Genomic DNA, 14,898 nt, shown 5'->3' with positions numbered 1-14,898 from the left:
GCCAACATGGCACACGATATGGACACTCGCTCGAGTGATCCAAATCGTGGCACCGGCCCTGTCCATACGGTCCTTCGCGGGATCGTATGGATAGGCCAGGCCGCGGCTTGGCTCATCGTTCCCATCCTCGTTCTTGTAATGATCGGTGTCACGCTGTCAGCCGCCAAGATTGGCACGATCGTTCGATGGGAAAACGACGTTTTCTTATTTGGATCGAAGCTGACTCTTGCAAGTATTGGCGATCTGCAATGGCATCTGTTTGGGATCATGCTAATGCTCACAATGCCCGCAGCGATCGTTAAAGACAGGCATGTGCGTGTCGACTTTCTGCGACAGCGCTTTCGTGAAAAGACAAAACATATCATTGAAATCATTGGTTTTTTTGTCCTGTTGGCCCCCCTTTGCTACATTGTCGTTCTCCATGGTTACGACTTCACCATGCGGTCATTCACTATGGGCGAAGGGTCGGACTACGACGGAATGTATGACCGGTTTGTCCTGAAAGCATTCGTTCCAATTGGGTTTGGTCTGATGCTGATCGCTGGCCTCGGTCTGACAATCCAAAAACTTCGTATTTTGTTCGGGAAGCAGAAAACCCATGATTGAACACATCATTCCCCTATCGATGGTCGTTTGCCTGCTCTTAGGGATTTTCAGCGGCTACCCGGTTGCTTTTGTTCTTGGCGGCATCGGCATTGCGTTTGCCTTCATCGGTGGATTGCCTTTTGCATTCCTCAAAATCGGCGTCTCGCGAATATACGCTGGCGTTATCGAGAACTGGCTTCTGCTCGCGGTGCCCTTGTTCGTCTTTATGGGCGCCATGCTTGATAAATCCGGATTGGCGCAGAATTTGCTTTATTCGCTTGAGCGCGCCTTAGGACGCAGGCGCGGTGGACTGGCCATTTCCGTTGCATTGCTGGGCATCGTCATGGCGGCCAGCACAGGTATCGTTGGCGCATCGGTGGTTATGCTCAGTACTTTGGCTCTGCCGATTATGCTGCGCGAAAAATACAAACCTGAGTTGGCAGTTGGTACAATTGCTGCTTCGGGTACATTGGGTATCTTGATCCCGCCCTCGATTATGCTTGTGCTCGTTGGCGACATTCTGCAGATCTCTGTTGGCGAATTGTTTGTTGGGGCGATGATCCCCGGCCTGCTTCTGGGTGGTCTATATATTGCCTACATCGTCTTCGTCGCGCTAACGAAACCAAGTGATGCCCCTGTTTCGACCCAAGTGCCGGCAGAAGGATCCCTGGCACTGGCGCTCGTGCGCGATCTCTTTGCTCCACTTGTTCTTATTCTGACTGTACTGGGTTCCATTGCTACAGGCACAGCAACGCCGACTGAGGCGGCAGGACTGGGTGCGATCTGCGCCATGATCTTGGCGGCGATCAATCGCAAATTGACCATGAAGACTATGTCCAGCTGTGTTCGTGAAACTGGCTATACCTCCGCCATGATCTTGGGTGTTTTGGTTGGTGCTACGGTCTTTGGAATGGTGTTCAAGGGTCTCAAAGGCGACAAGATGATCGAGAACGCCATCCTGTTCTTCGATCTGGGCGCATATGGCACGCTGGGCATCTTGCTACTGCTGATTTTCATCATGGGCTTCTTCCTGGAGTGGGTCGAGATCAGCTTTATCGTTTTGCCGCTCTTTGCACCTATCGTTGCAGGATTGGACTTCGGACTTGGGATTTCGCGTGAACAGCAACTGCTGTGGTTTGCCATGCTTGTGGCGGTTAACTTGCAGACCAGTTTTCTAACGCCACCTTTTGGATATTCCCTGTTCTACGTCAAAGGTGTGGCTCCACCCGAAATATCGATCCGAACCATTTATCGCGGGATCATTCCGTTTGTCGCGCTGCAACTGCTTGGTCTTGCATTGCTGATTGTCTGGCCGAGCCTCGTCCTTTGGGCTCCGTCCGCCGTGTTCGGAAACTAGTGGGGGAAATATGACGGACCTATCTCCCAAAATGCCCTTACCGCTGGCAGGACTAAAATTGCCAGGTCTGAAAGGCAAAAAAGTTGTGATTACTGCCGGCGCAAGCGGGATTGGGCTAAGTATTGCCCGCTTGCTGTACTCACAAGGTGTTCAGATCGCGATCTGCGACGTCGATGCAGACGCCTTGCGCAGGGCCTGCGTTGAGCTTGAAGGCTGTGTCGCCGTCGAGGCTGATGTGTCTGACGAAACAGCGGTGGATACATTCTTTGACAAGGTGCAGGACACCTTTGGAGGGTTGGATGCTCTGGTAAACAACGCTGGGATTGCCGGGCCAACCGGCAATCTCGAAGACCTATCCCCCGATGATTGGCGGCGGTGTATCGACATTTGCCTGACAGGGCAGTTTCTGTCGGCACGTCGGGCCATACCGATGATTAAGGCGGGTGGCGGCGGCGCTCTGGTTAATATGTCCTCGTCAGCTGGCAAACATGGATACGCCTATCGCACTCCCTACTCGGCGGCCAAATTCGGCGTAATCGGACTGACACAAAGCCTCGCCAAGGAGCTGGGTCCTGACAATATCCGGGTCAATGCCGTTCTGCCCGGAATTGTTGAAGGACCCAGAATGGAAAAGGTGATCCGCGATCGTGCAGACACCGCCGGTACTAGCTACGCCGAAATGAAGAACGACTACCTCAAGAACATCTCAATGCGTCGGATGGTGAGCCCGGACGACGTTGCCGCGACCGTTGCATTCCTGATCTCGGATGCTGGCGCGAACCTGTCGGGGCAGTCCCTTGCCGTTGACGGGAACGTGGAAACGCTTTGAACTCAATTGGAAAATCAAGCATGAGTAACAACAACAAGAACGCAGGCAAGGTTATCATCACCTGTGCTGTAACCGGTGCCATTCATACACCATCGATGTCGCCGCATCTGCCTGTGACGCCGGAAGAGATCATCAAAGACTCCCTGGCCGCTGCCGAGGCGGGCGCGGCGATCCTGCATTTGCACGCCCGTCATCCTGACGGCCGGCCGGACCAAAGTCCTGAAGGGTTCGCTGCGTTTTTGCCGCAGATCAAGCAGAGCACAAATGCCGTGGTCAACATTACCACTGGCGGTAGCCCCTATATGAGCGTTGAAGAACGCGCCGCACCCGCGGCGACCTATCAGCCGGAACTCGCCTCGTTGAATATGGGGTCCATGAATTTCGGACTCTACCCGATGCTCAATCGGTTCAAGGAATTCAAGCATGACTGGGAGCGGGAGCACCTCGAGGGGTCCAAAGACCTTGTCTTCCGCAACTCGTTTAAAGACATCGAATATGTGCTGGAGACGTGTTACGGCAACGGGACGCGGTTCGAGTTTGAGTGCTACGACACATCACATCTCTACAATCTGGCGCATTTTGCCGATCGCGGCTTGGTAAAGGCCCCGTTCTTCGTGCAATCGGTTTTTGGCCTACTCGGCGGCATTGGACCGCACCCGGAAGACGTGATGCACATGAAGCGCACGGCAGACCGGTTGTTCGGTGACGAATTCCGTTGGTCCGTCCTTGGTGCGGGATCCAACCAGTTTCGGATTGCAGCGCAGGCGGCGGCGCTCGGTGGAAACGTGCGGGTCGGGCTGGAAGACAGCCTTTGGGCCGGTCGCGGTGAACTGGCAACATCCAGCGCCGTTCAGGTCAAAAAAGTGCGCGCCATTATCGAAAATCTCGGCATGCAGATCGCGACCCCGGATGAGGCCCGCAACATTCTCGGCCTCAAGGGCGGCGATCAGGTGGCATTCTGAGCATGCGCTACGACACCGATCATAATGGGCAAGTTTCGCCGCGCGCGGGCGCCCGGACCTGCATTTGTGAGGCCGCCGTATGAAAAAGGCACTCTCACCAAATGCGGTCGCGGATCTCGTGCCGGATGGTGCACGCATCATGATCGGTGGATTTATGGGGGTTGGTACTCCGACCAAGATAATCGACGCGCTTGTTGCCGCCAGAAAGAAGGACCTGACGCTGATCGCAAATGACACGGCCCTTCCCGGACGTGGCATCGGAAAGCTCGTAGCTGCCGGGGCCTTCAGGCGCGTTGTCGTGTCTCACATCGGCCTGAACCCCGAGACCCAACGCCAATTGAACGCAGGCATCCTTGAGGTGGAGCTTGTTCCGCAGGGCACTCTGATTGAGTGCATTCGTGCCGGAGGCGTGGGGCTGGGTGCGGTTGTCACACCGACCGGCCTCGGAACTCCTGTGGAGGGGGGGAAGCAAGTGTTGGAAATCAAAGGGAAAAAATTCCTTGTTGAAGAGCCCATACGCGCCGATTTTGCGTTCATTGCGGCGCGGCAGGCCGACTACCTCGGCAACCTGGAATATTCGCTGACCGCGCAGAATTTCAACCCGACCATGGCGATGGCCGCCGATACTGTCGTGGCTGAACCGGACCATATCGTGCCCGTTGGCGTGATCCCGCCGGATGCCGTGCGCACCCCGGCTAGTCTGGTCGACCACCTGATCGAAAGGTCGACATAAATGCAGCCCAAGGAACGCATCGCCCGACGTGTCGCCCGCGAGATCGCACCCGGAATGCTTGTCAATCTGGGGATCGGACTACCCAGCCTCGTTGCCGGTTTTGTTCCTGCAGACGCAGGTGTTTTCTTTCAGTCCGAAAACGGGGTGATCGGTCTTGGCGCGCGTCCACCTGAGGGCATGGAAGAACCGGACCTGACCGATGCCGGCGGCGGCTTCGTGACCGCTGTTCCCGGCGCGGCAGCCATCGACAGTGCAATGAGTTTTGGCCTGATCCGAGGTGGACATATTGATGTGACGGTGCTGGGTGGCCTGCAAGTGAACGAACGCGGCTTACTGGCAAACTGGATGATTCCCGGCGCCATGGTGCCCGGCATGGGCGGGGCGATGGACCTCGCTTCCGGAGCCCGCAAGGTCATCGTGGCGATGCAGCACATGGCAAACGGCAAAAGCAAAATCGTTCGCAAATGCGATCTGCCGCTAACATCCACGCGCCAGATTGACCTGTTGGTCACAGACCTTGCGGTTTTTGAGGTTGCCGGGTCCGGCCTAATACTGACGGAAACAGCGCCAGATGTAACCGTTGAGGAAGTCCAGGCCGCGACCGAGGCGCGGTTTGAGGTTTGCAGTGATCTTAAGCGCATGGACGAAACCCGACCTGCCCAGGCAGGGGCCCAATGAAGCAACTGCTTTGAAATTGGCGTCAAAAAATTCATCCAGAGTCGACGCGTTTAAATTTTGCCACCGGATCTGCTGAGCCCTTTCCGGACAGACAGAGAGAGGAAAATCATGGAAAAGATTGCTGTAATTGGCTGCGGATTGATTGGCCAGGGCTGGGCGGCAGTATTCGCTCAGGCTGGTTTTGAGGTTGCGATGTATGACGTCTCGGCTGAGGCTGCGGATCTCGCTTTGAAAGCCATGGAGAAACGGATTTCCGATCTCGCCGAGTTTGATCTGGTCGCGCCGTCCGATGCCTCCCAGATCCTGCAGCGTATCAAGTTGGCGGCCAGCCTCGAAGAGGCTTTGGACCAAGCCATATATGTTCAGGAAAACGGTCCGGAAGACGTTGGAATAAAGAACCAGATCACTGAAACGCTGGATGCAATCGCGGCCAGCGACGTGCCTATCGGAAGCTCTACATCAGGCATATCTGCATCGCGCTACTGCAAGGATATTGAGGGTCGGCACCGGTGCCTTGTGGTGCATCCCATCAACCCGCCCCATCTTCATCCCGCAGTTGAAATTGTCCCTACGCCGTGGACTGATCAAAATGCCATTTCGATGGTGAATGATCTGATGATCAAATGCGGACGCGAAACCATCGTGCTGAGCGAGGAGATCGACGGGTTTATTGTGAACCGCCTGCAAGGTGCGCTTCTGGAAGAGGCGTTCAAGTTGGTGGGCAATGGAATCGTTTCAGCCGAGGATCTGGATAAAGCCATTTGCGATGGGCTTGGGCTGCGCTGGTCCATCATGGGCCCAATGCAAACCATTCATCTGAACGCACCCGGAGGCGTCACTGACTACGTTGCGCGATATGGAAGCATGTATCGGGGATTTGGGATCGGCTCTTATGAAGGCGTTGACTGGGCCAGTGTCGCGAAGGACAAGCTTGCTGCCGAAATGGCCGAAAGAACGCCCGTCGCAAATATTCCCGAAGCGCAGATCGCGCGGGACAGAAAGCTGATGGCCTTGTTGCGCCATAAAGCTCAATCCCGGGCCAACAACTAAGAAGACTTTCGGCGTGGGCAAGCTGCGCTGCAGTCTCAAACGGACGGAAGGGGCCGTAAAGACATGATTCCTCAGCAAATTCTCTCGCTCAGCGGCGATGACAACATAGCCGTGGCGCTGCAGCGTATTGAGCGCGACGCAGAGCTGTCTCAATCCGGCCTGATGGCCAGGGATCCGATCCCATCGGGCCACAAGATCGCCGTGAGCCCCATCGCGTCCGGTCAGAAAGTCATCAAATATGGCCGCGTCATCGGTGTTGCCACCCAAGACATTCAAAGCGGTGAGCATGTTCACGTCCACAATGTTGCCATGACGAGTTTCCGGCGCGACGAGAACTACGGCCAAAGCGCCCGGAATACTGACATTTTGCCTTTGCCTGAACGGGCGACTTTTCAGGGATATCGACGGGCAAATGGCGAGATCGGAACCCGCAACTATGTGGGCATTGTAACCTCGGTGAACTGCTCGGCTTCGGCGGCAAAGCTTTTGGCACGCGAAGCCGAGCGCGCGGGTCTGTTGGAAAAATACCCCGGCGTTGACGGGATTGTGCCAATTGTTCACGGGGCGGGCTGCTGTATCGGGACCAATGACGATGCCTTTCGCAAGCTTCAGCGGGCGATCTGGGGGTTTGCCACGCACCCGAATTTCGCCTCAGTGCTGATGCTGGGGCTGGGCTGCGAAGCCAACCAGATCCCGCTGATGCTGGAAGCCTATGGCCGGCCACAGGACGAAAGCTTCCAGTATTACACGCTGCAAGAAGTGGGCGGGACACGTAAGTCGGTTGAGAAAGGCCTGCAGTGGCTTGAAACGGCCTTGGAAGCGGCTTCGAAAGCAAAACGCGAAACCGTGGATGCATCTCATCTGAGTGTCGCCTTGCAGTGCGGTGGCTCGGACGGCTATTCCGGCATCACGGCCAATCCCGCGCTCGGCTATGCCGTCGATCTTCTGGTCAAAAACGGCGGGACAGCGGCCCTGGCGGAAACACCAGAGATCTATGGTGCTGAGCACCTTTTGACGGATCGCGCGGCTTCGGCTGAGGTCGGACAGAAGCTGGTTGATTTGCTGGAGTGGTGGGAAGACTACGCCGCCAAGCATGGCTCGGAAATGAACAACAACCCGACGCCGGGCAACAAGGCGGGCGGTTTGACCACGATCCTTGAAAAATCACTCGGCGCGGTGGCCAAGGCCGGCAGCACGAATTTGAACGGTGTCTATCAATATGGCGAGAAGATCACCGAACGGGGTTTGGTCTTCGTTGACAGCCCCGGTTACGATCCGGTTTCACTAACCGGAGAGGTCGCCTCGGGCTGCAACATGATCTGTTTCACAACCGGGCGCGGATCCTGCTATGGTAACAAACCGGTTCCGTCGATCAAAATTGCCTCCAACACTGCGATGTTCGATCGGATGCAAGGCGATATGGATATCAACTGCGGCACCATTGCAGACGGCAGCGAAACTGTGGCCGAAGCCGGTGAGCGGATTTTCAACGCAATCCTGAAGTCAGCCTCGGGGCAAAAAACACTTTCTGAAGAACTGGATGTCGGCGACGCGGAGTTCGCGCCTTGGCAGACCTACGCCCAGATGTAGACCTGGAATTCGAAGCCGCGCCCAGAAAATCGGGCGCGAACAGAACTGTTGGAAAATCGAGAAGGAAACCCAATGATTTACAGTTTGGGAGCGGTCACTCCGAAAATTGCCAAAGACGTGTTCATCGCCCCAGGATCATTTGTTGTCGGGAATGTTGAGATCGCATCCGGTGCAAGTATCTGGTTCGGGGTAGTCATTCGCGGAGACAATGAACCAATGATTATCGGAGCGGGCAGCAACATCCAGGACAACTGCGTTCTCCATTCCGATCCCGGGTTTCCACTGTCGATCGGACGCAATTGCACAATCGGGCACAGCGCGATTGTTCATGGGTGTACGATCGGAGACGGGTCGCTGATTGGAATGGGCGCCACTGTATTGAACGGAGCAGTTATTGGCCAAAACTGCCTGATCGGAGCCGACGCGCTGGTCACTGAGAATACGAGTATTCCCGATAATTCTCTGGTTGTTGGGTCTCCTGCGCGTGTCAAACGGGAATTAAGCAAGGAGCAGATCGAGGGTCTTCACCAAAGCGCACTGAACTATCAAGCGAATTCAAAGCGGTTTGCCCAAGAGCTTTCAAGCTAGATTGTCCACGTTGGAATTCGACATGACCATTGCCCACAGAAATACGCTTTTGAACCTTTTCCGCGCAGCCGTTTCTTCCGTTAAGGGTGACATCAGCGTGCGCAATTGGGTGTCGCACCACGATGTCAAACCTCCAACGCATATCGTTGCTGTTGGAAAAGCCGCCACCGCCATGTTCGAGGGACTGCCAGACGACTGGCGCGGCACGATGCCTACCTATCTTGTCACCAAGACTGACCATCTGGGCAACGGGGAGTTCGGCAGCAACGTCGAGGCATTCGAAACCAGCCACCCGATACCGGATCAGTCTTCGTTGAAGGCGGGAAAAGGCCTGCTAGACTTTGTGGCCGGATGCCCTACTGGCAGTCGTATGATGATGCTTGTTTCAGGAGGCGCATCGTCGCTTGTCGAGCATCTGAAACCAGGTGTCAGCAGCGCTGATCTTGTGGCTCTGACGAAAGCCGCTCTGGCTGAAGGTGCGGATATCGGAGAAATTAACAAGCGTCGACAAGCCATCTCCGCAGTCAAGGGAGGCGGGCTGTTGGCGTCGTTCAAGGGCCAACAAGTCGATGTCCTTGCCATTTCGGACGTAGCCGGAGACAGCATCTCGGTCATCGGTTCCGGGATTGGCGCGGCGCCCAAGAGTGCCGGTCTTGGCTACAACTGCAGCGTTGTCGCCTCAAACGCTGTTGCGCGGGAAGCCGTCGTGCGAAGCGCAAAATCGATTGGGATCAAGACCATCACCAACCAAGAGAGTATGTATGCGGATGTGAATGAGATTGCCGCTCAGATCGCGCATGAGATCACGGAAGGCCCCGACGGCTTATATGTCTATGGCGGAGAGCCAACGGTTGTTCTTCCCGAAAACCCCGGCAAAGGCGGTCGCAACCAAGCCCTTGCACTGGAAATTGCAAGGAACGTTCAAAACCGATCCGAAATAACTGGCCTCGTCGCAGGGACGGACGGCACCGATGGTCCGACGAATGCAGCGGGTGCGTTCTTGGATGGCGATACCTTTTCTTCGGAACCTGGTGCAGAAGATGCGCTGCAAAGCGCTGATTCTGCCTCTTTTCTGGCCCGCACAGGCAATCAAATTATCACCGGGCCAACCGGCACGAATGTGATGGACCTCGCCATTTTTCTCAAACACAGATGAAGGTTCAGTCATGACCACTCATAATCACCAGTCCCGGCAGACGAAGATCGTAGCAACGTTGGGTCCCGCGTCCAATTCTTACGACAAGATCAAGGCTCTCGCCGAGGCGGGCGCGAACGTCTTTCGGATGAATTTCAGCCACGGAACCCACGAAGACCATGCTAGGGTTCATGCAGCCATTCGCAAAACAGAGAGTGACCTCGGTCGATCCATCGCCATTCTCGCGGATCTGCAGGGGCCGAAGCTTCGCATCGGTGTGGTGCCAGGCGGGGAAAAACCGCTAGCCATCGGCGACCGTATCCGGTTGGTCTGTGATCCCGCCCGGGAAAACGACGTACCTCTGCCTCATCCTGAGATTTTCGGCACTGTTGGGGTTGGCCATATGATTCTCATCGACGATGGCCGCATCAGGTTGCGCGTTGTTGAGAGCCATGACGACGCAATCACTGCCGAGGTTCTCAACAAAGCGACCTTGCGAGACCGAAAGGGGATCAACTTTCCGGACACCACGCTGAAGCTGGACCCGATCACGCCAAAAGACCGGAACGACTTGCGGTTTGCGCTCGAACTGGGGGTTGATTGGGTGGCAATGTCCTTTGTGCAGGCCGCAGAGGACATTAAGGGGCTTCGCCGGTTGACCGGAGGCTTGGCAAAGATCGTTGCCAAGATCGAGAAACCCGTTGCTGTTCAAGATATCGACGCAATTCTCCACGCCACTGACGCTATAATGGTTGCGCGTGGAGACTTAGGCGTTGAGTGCGATTGGCACGTTTTGCCGGCCATCCAGGCATCACTGGTGGCAACGGCCCGGTCACACGGCAAACCAGTTATTGTGGCCACCCAGATGCTTGAAAGCATGATCTCAGCACCTCTGCCCACTCGGGCGGAAACATCGGATGTTGCCAATGCGGTGTCCCAGTCCGCAGACGCGGTCATGTTGTCAGCAGAAAGCGCAGCGGGGGAATATCCGGTTGAAGCCGTTACGGCGATGGCCGAAATTGCCCAAGCGACCGAATCTGCCTCTCGTTCATTGAGTTCGAACGTCAACACCGCTCTGATTGATGCCCCGGACGATTCAAGCTCAATCGCAAGTGCGGCCAGCACCCTTGCAGATTTGAGGAATGCGAGCTGCATTGCCACGTTTACGACAACCGGGGCCACGACGCTGCGGGTGTCGAAGAATCGTAGCGCCATCCCAATTCTTGCAATCTGTCACTCGGAGAAAGTCGCGCGAAGCCTTTGCCTTGTCTGGGGGGTAACGCCTATCGTCAGTACCAGCGTGGAAGAGTTCTCTTCCAGCCGCGAAGGCCGTATCCCGTCGCATCTTGCCCCTGAATACCTGGTTCGGCCTGATCGCCCGGTTATTGTGACATCCGGATCGGTGCATGGCCAAGCTGGCGGCACAGACTCGCTAAAGATCGCCTATCTCGGCAGATAAGGATACACCAATGAGCACCATTATCGACATCCACGCCCGCGAAATTCTCGACAGCCGCGGCAACCCGACCGTCGAAGTCGACGTGATCCTCGAAGACGGCACCATGGGCCGCGCTGCCGTACCTTCGGGCGCGTCGACCGGTGCCCACGAGGCGGTGGAAAAGCGCGACGGTGACAAGGACCGTTACCTGGGCAAAGGCGTTCTGGAAGCCTGTGCCGCCGTCAACGGCGAGATTGCCGAAGCGCTGGTCGGCATGGACGTGACCGAGCAGGTAGCGATTGACGCTGCTATGATCGAACTTGACGGCACCCCGAACAAAGGCCGCCTCGGCGCTAACGCCATCCTTGGCGTGTCGCTCGCCGTTGCCAAGGCTGCAGCCGACTTCACCGCTCAGCCCCTGTTTCGCTACGTGGGCGGCACCTCGGCCCGCGTGTTGCCGGTGCCGATGATGAACATCATCAACGGCGGCGAACACGCCGACAACCCGATCGACATCCAGGAATTCATGATCATGCCGGTGTCAGCCGCGAACATCCGCGAAGCCGTGCGCATGGGCGCCGAAGTCTTCCACACCCTGAAAAAGGAGCTTTCCGCAGCGGGCCTCTCGACCGGCATCGGTGACGAAGGCGGCTTTGCCCCCAACATCGGCTCGACCCGCGACGCACTGGACTTCATCAAGAACGCCGTCGAGAAAGCCGGCTACAAGCTGGGTGACGATATCTACCTCGCCCTCGATTGCGCCTCGTCGGAATACTACAAGGACGGCAAATACGAGCTGAAAGGCGAAGGCAAATCGCTGACCTCGGAAGAGAATGCTCAGTATCTGGCCGATCTTTGCGCCGACTATCCGATCATCTCGATCGAAGACGGCATGGACGAAGACGACTGGGAAGGCTGGAAGCTCCTGACCGACAAGATCGGCGACAAGGTTCAGCTTGTGGGTGACGACCTCTTCGTGACCAACCCCGCCCGTCTGGCCGATGGCATCGCCCAGGGCGTTGCCAACTCGATGCTGGTCAAAGTGAACCAGATCGGCTCGCTCACCGAGACCCTGAAAGCCGTCGATATGGCCCACCGCGCGCGCTACACGAACGTGATGTCGCACCGCTCGGGCGAGACCGAAGACGCCACCATCGCCGACCTGGCTGTGGCCACCAACTGCGGCCAGATCAAAACCGGATCGCTGGCACGCTCGGACCGGCTGGCAAAATACAACCAGCTGATCCGCATCGAGGAAATGCTGGGCGCATCGGCTGAGTTCGCCGGGCGCTCTATCCTGCGCGGCTGATCAGCCCACGGTTTGAAAACGGGCAGGGCGGAAGGGGTCTAGCAACTCTGCCGCCTTGCCCTCCAGTATCTCGGCGGCCAGCGCCTCTCCAATGCCTGCGGCAAGCGTTGCACCGGAATGCATGACCGCCAGGTAGAGCCCTTCGGGCCCGACAGCCCCAACGCATGGCAGACCGTCGGCCGGCACGGGGCGCGATGCAAGGGCGACCATGCTCCAGCGCAATTCCGGGCGCCCCACGAGCCTGCCAAGGCAGCTCGCTGTCTCGCGTGCGAGGTCTTCGCCGGACTGGTCGACCTGCTCGGATCGGTGTAACCTGCTACGCCAGCGAAAGTTCCACACCACATGAGCAAATGCGTTCTGCGGGAGCATCAGTTACGTAAGAAACGGTCCTGCAAGTCCGCTTCTTGCCAGTGCAATCTCGGCGCAACGAATAACGGTAAAGGATTCGGTGGGTCGGTGGTGCCGGCCAATGACCGGTCTGGGGAAGTTCGCCATGCCGGCGAACTCGCATTGCTGCAATCGCGAAGGTCGGTGGCAAGTTTCTCGCGGTCGCACTGGCCGCACTTGCAAGCGTCCAGAAAGTCCGCGATCTGTGAATTGATCCCCCTCGGCTTGCTGCAACTTGCATGAACGACGCCTTTTCACATCGCGGCGCAGCACGGTTAATCACGCAGTTGCAGCAAAAATCGTGCCGCGTGCGCTCGCAGCGAGAATTTCAAATTCACAAGATGGGCTCTTTCCGGCCGTTAGCTGCGTTTTCCACCAATGTCTGGTTCAGTGGTAAGCTCTGAGTTGTGTTGCGCTATAGGCTCGCCGTCATTGTGCAACGCAGCCTGCGTCTCGCCGTTGTCCCAGCGATACAGAAGGCCGATTTCTTCACCTGTTTTGATGCATGAAATACGGCCGATGGCTTCGGCCGTTGTGCGAACACTCGTAATTTCGGGCAATATCAGCCCCTCTTGTTTAATAACTCTTGTGGGTCGATTTCGAGAGCAAGTGCGATCCGCTCCAGAACATCGATTGATGCTGAATTTTTGGCGAGTTCGATCTCGCTGATATAGCTGCGATCTACATCCGCAGCCAAAGCTAGCTGTTCTTGGCTCAATCCTCTGGAACTTCTTAGATTCCGGACATTTAACCCTACTCGTTCCCGTAATTTCATGGCCTCTATTCGGCCAGATCACAAGAACCGCTCTACGGAATATATTCCACAAAACGCGCGCGAGCATCACAAACACTATGCTCGCATATGGTGTAGAGGTCGGGATTTCAGGTAGCTTAACAATAATGCAGTAATGTAGTCGAAAGGCATTTATTGATATGTGGTCCAGACTTATCAGAAATTGGAGCGCTGGAGCTGTCGTGGCGCTGCTCTCAGCTGTGGCTCCGCAGGCGGCTAAGGCCTATCAGGTTGACTGCGCCATTCTGCTTTGCCTGGCTGGTGGGTGGCCCGCGTCAGCAGAATGTGCCCATGCCCGTGCCGTGTTTATTCGTCGGATCACGCCCTGGCCGATTGAGCCGCCGTTGCAAATCTGGCGTTGTCCGATGGGTGTTTCTGAGCGTGTGCCTTTGCAAAGCACGGCCCCGAAAATCTGGGAGGCCAGCAACCAATCAGGTCAGCAGCTCGCACAAGTCATTCTGGCACAGGTAGTCGAAGGTGGTGCCGATATCGACATCAGTGGTCTGGAATTCGATTTCGTACGCTCGATTCGTGTCTGGGATGTTCGGCACTACAGCCATCGCGAACGCGGTCGCGACGATGGTTGTTCTGAGAGTTACAACATGCGCCTCGGGACCTATGGCACGCAGGGCGAATTCGGCTGGCAAAGCACGACACCAGCGGCCGCCCCGCAATGGGTTCTGCCGTCACGGCGCTGTTCATCATCGAATTGGCGACGAGGAGTTGGCGTGGAATGGGAAGATCACGAAGGGAACCACGGATATGAGTGGGTGGCCTACTAGGGCTATTCCCCGATGTCTTTCATGCGTTCCGCGATATCGCCCGCAATGCGCTCATACAGGGCGGCTTGCTTGTCCCTTGGCGTCCCAGGCTTTGGGTTTCTTCGACGGATGCGTTTGGCGAGCCAGAACAGCAGCCGCGCGGCTGGATCCGACGTCGCATCCGGTTCTGCAGCCGGGTACTTCTCCTCAAGCGCGACGACGATTTCCTGAGACAGGCTGCGCCGGTTCAGTGTGGCATGCGTTTCCAGACGCTTCTTGAGCGCGGCGGGAAGCAAGAGTTTGAATTGGACCAAGGCTTCTTCTTTCATGATTCCATGATGGACAATATTTGTCCCCAATGATATGGACATTTTATGTCCTTTTATTGAGGTGTAAATATGAAGACAACCCAATTCAAACTTAACCTTCCAGCGGACGTGAAAGCCTGGCTCGAAGAGGAGGCTGTGCGGAACTTACGCTCACAGGGCGCTCAGGTTGTGTCTTGTTTGCGGGCAGCCATGTCGCGGCAAGAAGCCGTGGGTGAGAGGGCTGAAAAATGAGCCCAAGCCATATTCAGCTGATTCCGACCCCAGAGCTTGCGCTTCTCTTCGGCTACAGTGAGCCGAGCGCGTCCTTCTATGACTTCTGCCGTAGGACGGGTATCGCTCCGGTGCCAGGACGGCGCGGGTGGTATGATCCGAAA

General features: G+C 56.5%; 17 protein-coding genes. 13 read left to right on the top strand and 4 right to left on the bottom strand.

The genetic code is table 11. The annotated features are described in order from the left end of the window. The first annotated feature begins 6 nt into the window (after nt 1-6). The 12 genes from ACR0J8_RS00795 (at nt 7) to eno (ending at nt 12,254) form a co-directional block, all read left to right on the top strand. A complete protein-coding gene (locus ACR0J8_RS00795; protein WP_480888685.1) occupies nt 7-606 on the top strand; it encodes a TRAP transporter small permease subunit in 600 nt (199 codons plus the stop codon). Beyond that, nucleotides 599-1,942 carry a TRAP transporter large permease gene (locus ACR0J8_RS00790; protein ID WP_480888683.1) on the top strand — a complete coding sequence of 448 codons (1,344 nt, stop codon included), beginning with the start codon at nt 599-601 and terminating at the stop codon, nt 1,940-1,942. Before ACR0J8_RS00795 ends, ACR0J8_RS00790 begins: the two co-directional genes overlap by 8 nt. A 10-nt stretch (nt 1,943-1,952) precedes the next feature. Then, nucleotides 1,953-2,771, top strand: a complete 819-nt coding sequence (locus ACR0J8_RS00785; protein ID WP_480888681.1) for an SDR family oxidoreductase — start codon at nt 1,953-1,955, stop codon at nt 2,769-2,771. A 20-nt stretch (nt 2,772-2,791) separates the two neighbouring features. Further along, entirely contained in the window at nt 2,792-3,733 is a 942-nt protein-coding gene (gene kce, locus ACR0J8_RS00780; protein WP_480888680.1) for a 3,5-dioxohexanoate:acetyl-CoA acetone transferase, read from the top strand. A 79-nt stretch (nt 3,734-3,812) separates the two neighbouring features. Beyond that, on the top strand, nt 3,813-4,466 hold the full coding sequence (locus ACR0J8_RS00775; RefSeq protein ID WP_480888679.1) for a CoA transferase subunit A: 654 nt from the start codon (nt 3,813-3,815) through the stop codon (nt 4,464-4,466). Then, the gene (locus ACR0J8_RS00770) at nt 4,467-5,144 is read left to right on the top strand and encodes a 3-oxoacid CoA-transferase subunit B (RefSeq protein ID WP_480888678.1); all 678 of its coding nucleotides are present in this window, start codon (nt 4,467-4,469) and stop codon (nt 5,142-5,144) included. Between the two features lie 108 nt (nt 5,145-5,252). Continuing rightward, on the top strand, nt 5,253-6,194 hold the full coding sequence (locus ACR0J8_RS00765) for a 3-hydroxyacyl-CoA dehydrogenase (RefSeq protein WP_480888677.1): 942 nt from the start codon (nt 5,253-5,255) through the stop codon (nt 6,192-6,194). 63 nt (nt 6,195-6,257) lie between these two features. Beyond that, entirely contained in the window at nt 6,258-7,784 is a 1,527-nt protein-coding gene (locus ACR0J8_RS00760; RefSeq protein ID WP_480888676.1) for a UxaA family hydrolase, read from the top strand. A 72-nt stretch (nt 7,785-7,856) separates the two neighbouring features. After that, on the top strand, nt 7,857-8,372 hold the full coding sequence (locus ACR0J8_RS00755) for a gamma carbonic anhydrase family protein (protein ID WP_303963468.1): 516 nt from the start codon (nt 7,857-7,859) through the stop codon (nt 8,370-8,372). A gap of 22 nt (nt 8,373-8,394) precedes the next feature. Further along, nucleotides 8,395-9,528, top strand: coding sequence for a DUF4147 domain-containing protein (locus ACR0J8_RS00750; protein ID WP_480888675.1), 1,134 nt, complete (start codon nt 8,395-8,397; stop codon nt 9,526-9,528). A gap of 10 nt (nt 9,529-9,538) precedes the next feature. Then, on the top strand, nt 9,539-10,966 hold the full coding sequence (gene pyk, locus ACR0J8_RS00745; RefSeq protein WP_480888674.1) for a pyruvate kinase: 1,428 nt from the start codon (nt 9,539-9,541) through the stop codon (nt 10,964-10,966). Nucleotides 10,967-10,976: 10 nt separating this feature from the next. Then, the gene (gene eno, locus ACR0J8_RS00740; protein WP_480888673.1) at nt 10,977-12,254 is read left to right on the top strand and encodes a phosphopyruvate hydratase; all 1,278 of its coding nucleotides are present in this window, start codon (nt 10,977-10,979) and stop codon (nt 12,252-12,254) included. On the opposite strand, the gene ACR0J8_RS00735 is transcribed toward eno, so the two are convergent. From ACR0J8_RS00735 to ACR0J8_RS00725, 3 genes are all read right to left on the bottom strand, one after another. Beyond that, a complete protein-coding gene (locus ACR0J8_RS00735; protein ID WP_303963459.1) occupies nt 12,255-12,623 on the bottom strand; it encodes a hypothetical protein in 369 nt (122 codons plus the stop codon). A gap of 377 nt (nt 12,624-13,000) precedes the next feature. After that, complete coding sequence (locus ACR0J8_RS00730) at nt 13,001-13,201, bottom strand: hypothetical protein (RefSeq protein WP_058260737.1); 201 nt, start codon at nt 13,199-13,201, stop codon at nt 13,001-13,003. Between the two features lie 2 nt (nt 13,202-13,203). Continuing rightward, a complete protein-coding gene (locus ACR0J8_RS00725) occupies nt 13,204-13,416 on the bottom strand; it encodes a helix-turn-helix domain-containing protein (protein ID WP_170349196.1) in 213 nt (70 codons plus the stop codon). A gap of 158 nt (nt 13,417-13,574) precedes the next feature. Here ACR0J8_RS00725 and ACR0J8_RS00720 point away from each other — a divergent pair, with 158 nt between their 5' ends. Then, entirely contained in the window at nt 13,575-14,216 is a 642-nt protein-coding gene (locus ACR0J8_RS00720) for a hypothetical protein (RefSeq protein WP_480888672.1), read from the top strand. Between the two features lie 2 nt (nt 14,217-14,218). Here the strand turns inward: ACR0J8_RS00720 and ACR0J8_RS00715 are convergent, their stop codons facing one another. Further along, nucleotides 14,219-14,524: a hypothetical protein gene (locus tag ACR0J8_RS00715; RefSeq protein ID WP_131727396.1), complete on the bottom strand. Its 306-nt coding sequence runs from the start codon at nt 14,522-14,524 to the stop codon at nt 14,219-14,221. Nucleotides 14,525-14,898 lie beyond the last annotated feature (374 nt).

This window comes from Ruegeria sp. N11, from assembly GCF_056531525.1.
This window is presented reverse-complemented; position numbering and strand designations above follow the sequence as displayed.

Excerpts from the sequence above, each read along its gene's own strand:
- ACR0J8_RS00785 (WP_480888681.1), top strand. The coding sequence starts at position 1,953 with ATGACGGACCTATCTCCCAAAATGCCCTTACCGCTGGCAGGACTAAAA.
- pyk (WP_480888674.1), top strand. The coding sequence starts at position 9,539 with ATGACCACTCATAATCACCAGTCCCGGCAGACGAAGATCGTAGCAACG.
- ACR0J8_RS00790 (WP_480888683.1), top strand. The coding sequence starts at position 599 with ATGATTGAACACATCATTCCCCTATCGATGGTCGTTTGCCTGCTCTTA.
- kce (WP_480888680.1), top strand. The coding sequence starts at position 2,792 with ATGAGTAACAACAACAAGAACGCAGGCAAGGTTATCATCACCTGTGCT.
- ACR0J8_RS00720 (WP_480888672.1), top strand. The coding sequence starts at position 13,575 with ATGTGGTCCAGACTTATCAGAAATTGGAGCGCTGGAGCTGTCGTGGCG.
- ACR0J8_RS00795 (WP_480888685.1), top strand. The coding sequence starts at position 7 with ATGGCACACGATATGGACACTCGCTCGAGTGATCCAAATCGTGGCACC.
- ACR0J8_RS00750 (WP_480888675.1), top strand. The coding sequence starts at position 8,395 with ATGACCATTGCCCACAGAAATACGCTTTTGAACCTTTTCCGCGCAGCC.
- ACR0J8_RS00715 (WP_131727396.1), bottom strand. The coding sequence starts at position 14,524 with ATGAAAGAAGAAGCCTTGGTCCAATTCAAACTCTTGCTTCCCGCCGCG.
- ACR0J8_RS00755 (WP_303963468.1), top strand. The coding sequence starts at position 7,857 with ATGATTTACAGTTTGGGAGCGGTCACTCCGAAAATTGCCAAAGACGTG.
- ACR0J8_RS00735 (WP_303963459.1), bottom strand. The coding sequence starts at position 12,623 with ATGCTCCCGCAGAACGCATTTGCTCATGTGGTGTGGAACTTTCGCTGG.
- ACR0J8_RS00760 (WP_480888676.1), top strand. The coding sequence starts at position 6,258 with ATGATTCCTCAGCAAATTCTCTCGCTCAGCGGCGATGACAACATAGCC.
- ACR0J8_RS00770 (WP_480888678.1), top strand. The coding sequence starts at position 4,467 with ATGCAGCCCAAGGAACGCATCGCCCGACGTGTCGCCCGCGAGATCGCA.
- ACR0J8_RS00725 (WP_170349196.1), bottom strand. The coding sequence starts at position 13,416 with ATGAAATTACGGGAACGAGTAGGGTTAAATGTCCGGAATCTAAGAAGT.
- eno (WP_480888673.1), top strand. The coding sequence starts at position 10,977 with ATGAGCACCATTATCGACATCCACGCCCGCGAAATTCTCGACAGCCGC.
- ACR0J8_RS00775 (WP_480888679.1), top strand. The coding sequence starts at position 3,813 with ATGAAAAAGGCACTCTCACCAAATGCGGTCGCGGATCTCGTGCCGGAT.
- ACR0J8_RS00765 (WP_480888677.1), top strand. The coding sequence starts at position 5,253 with ATGGAAAAGATTGCTGTAATTGGCTGCGGATTGATTGGCCAGGGCTGG.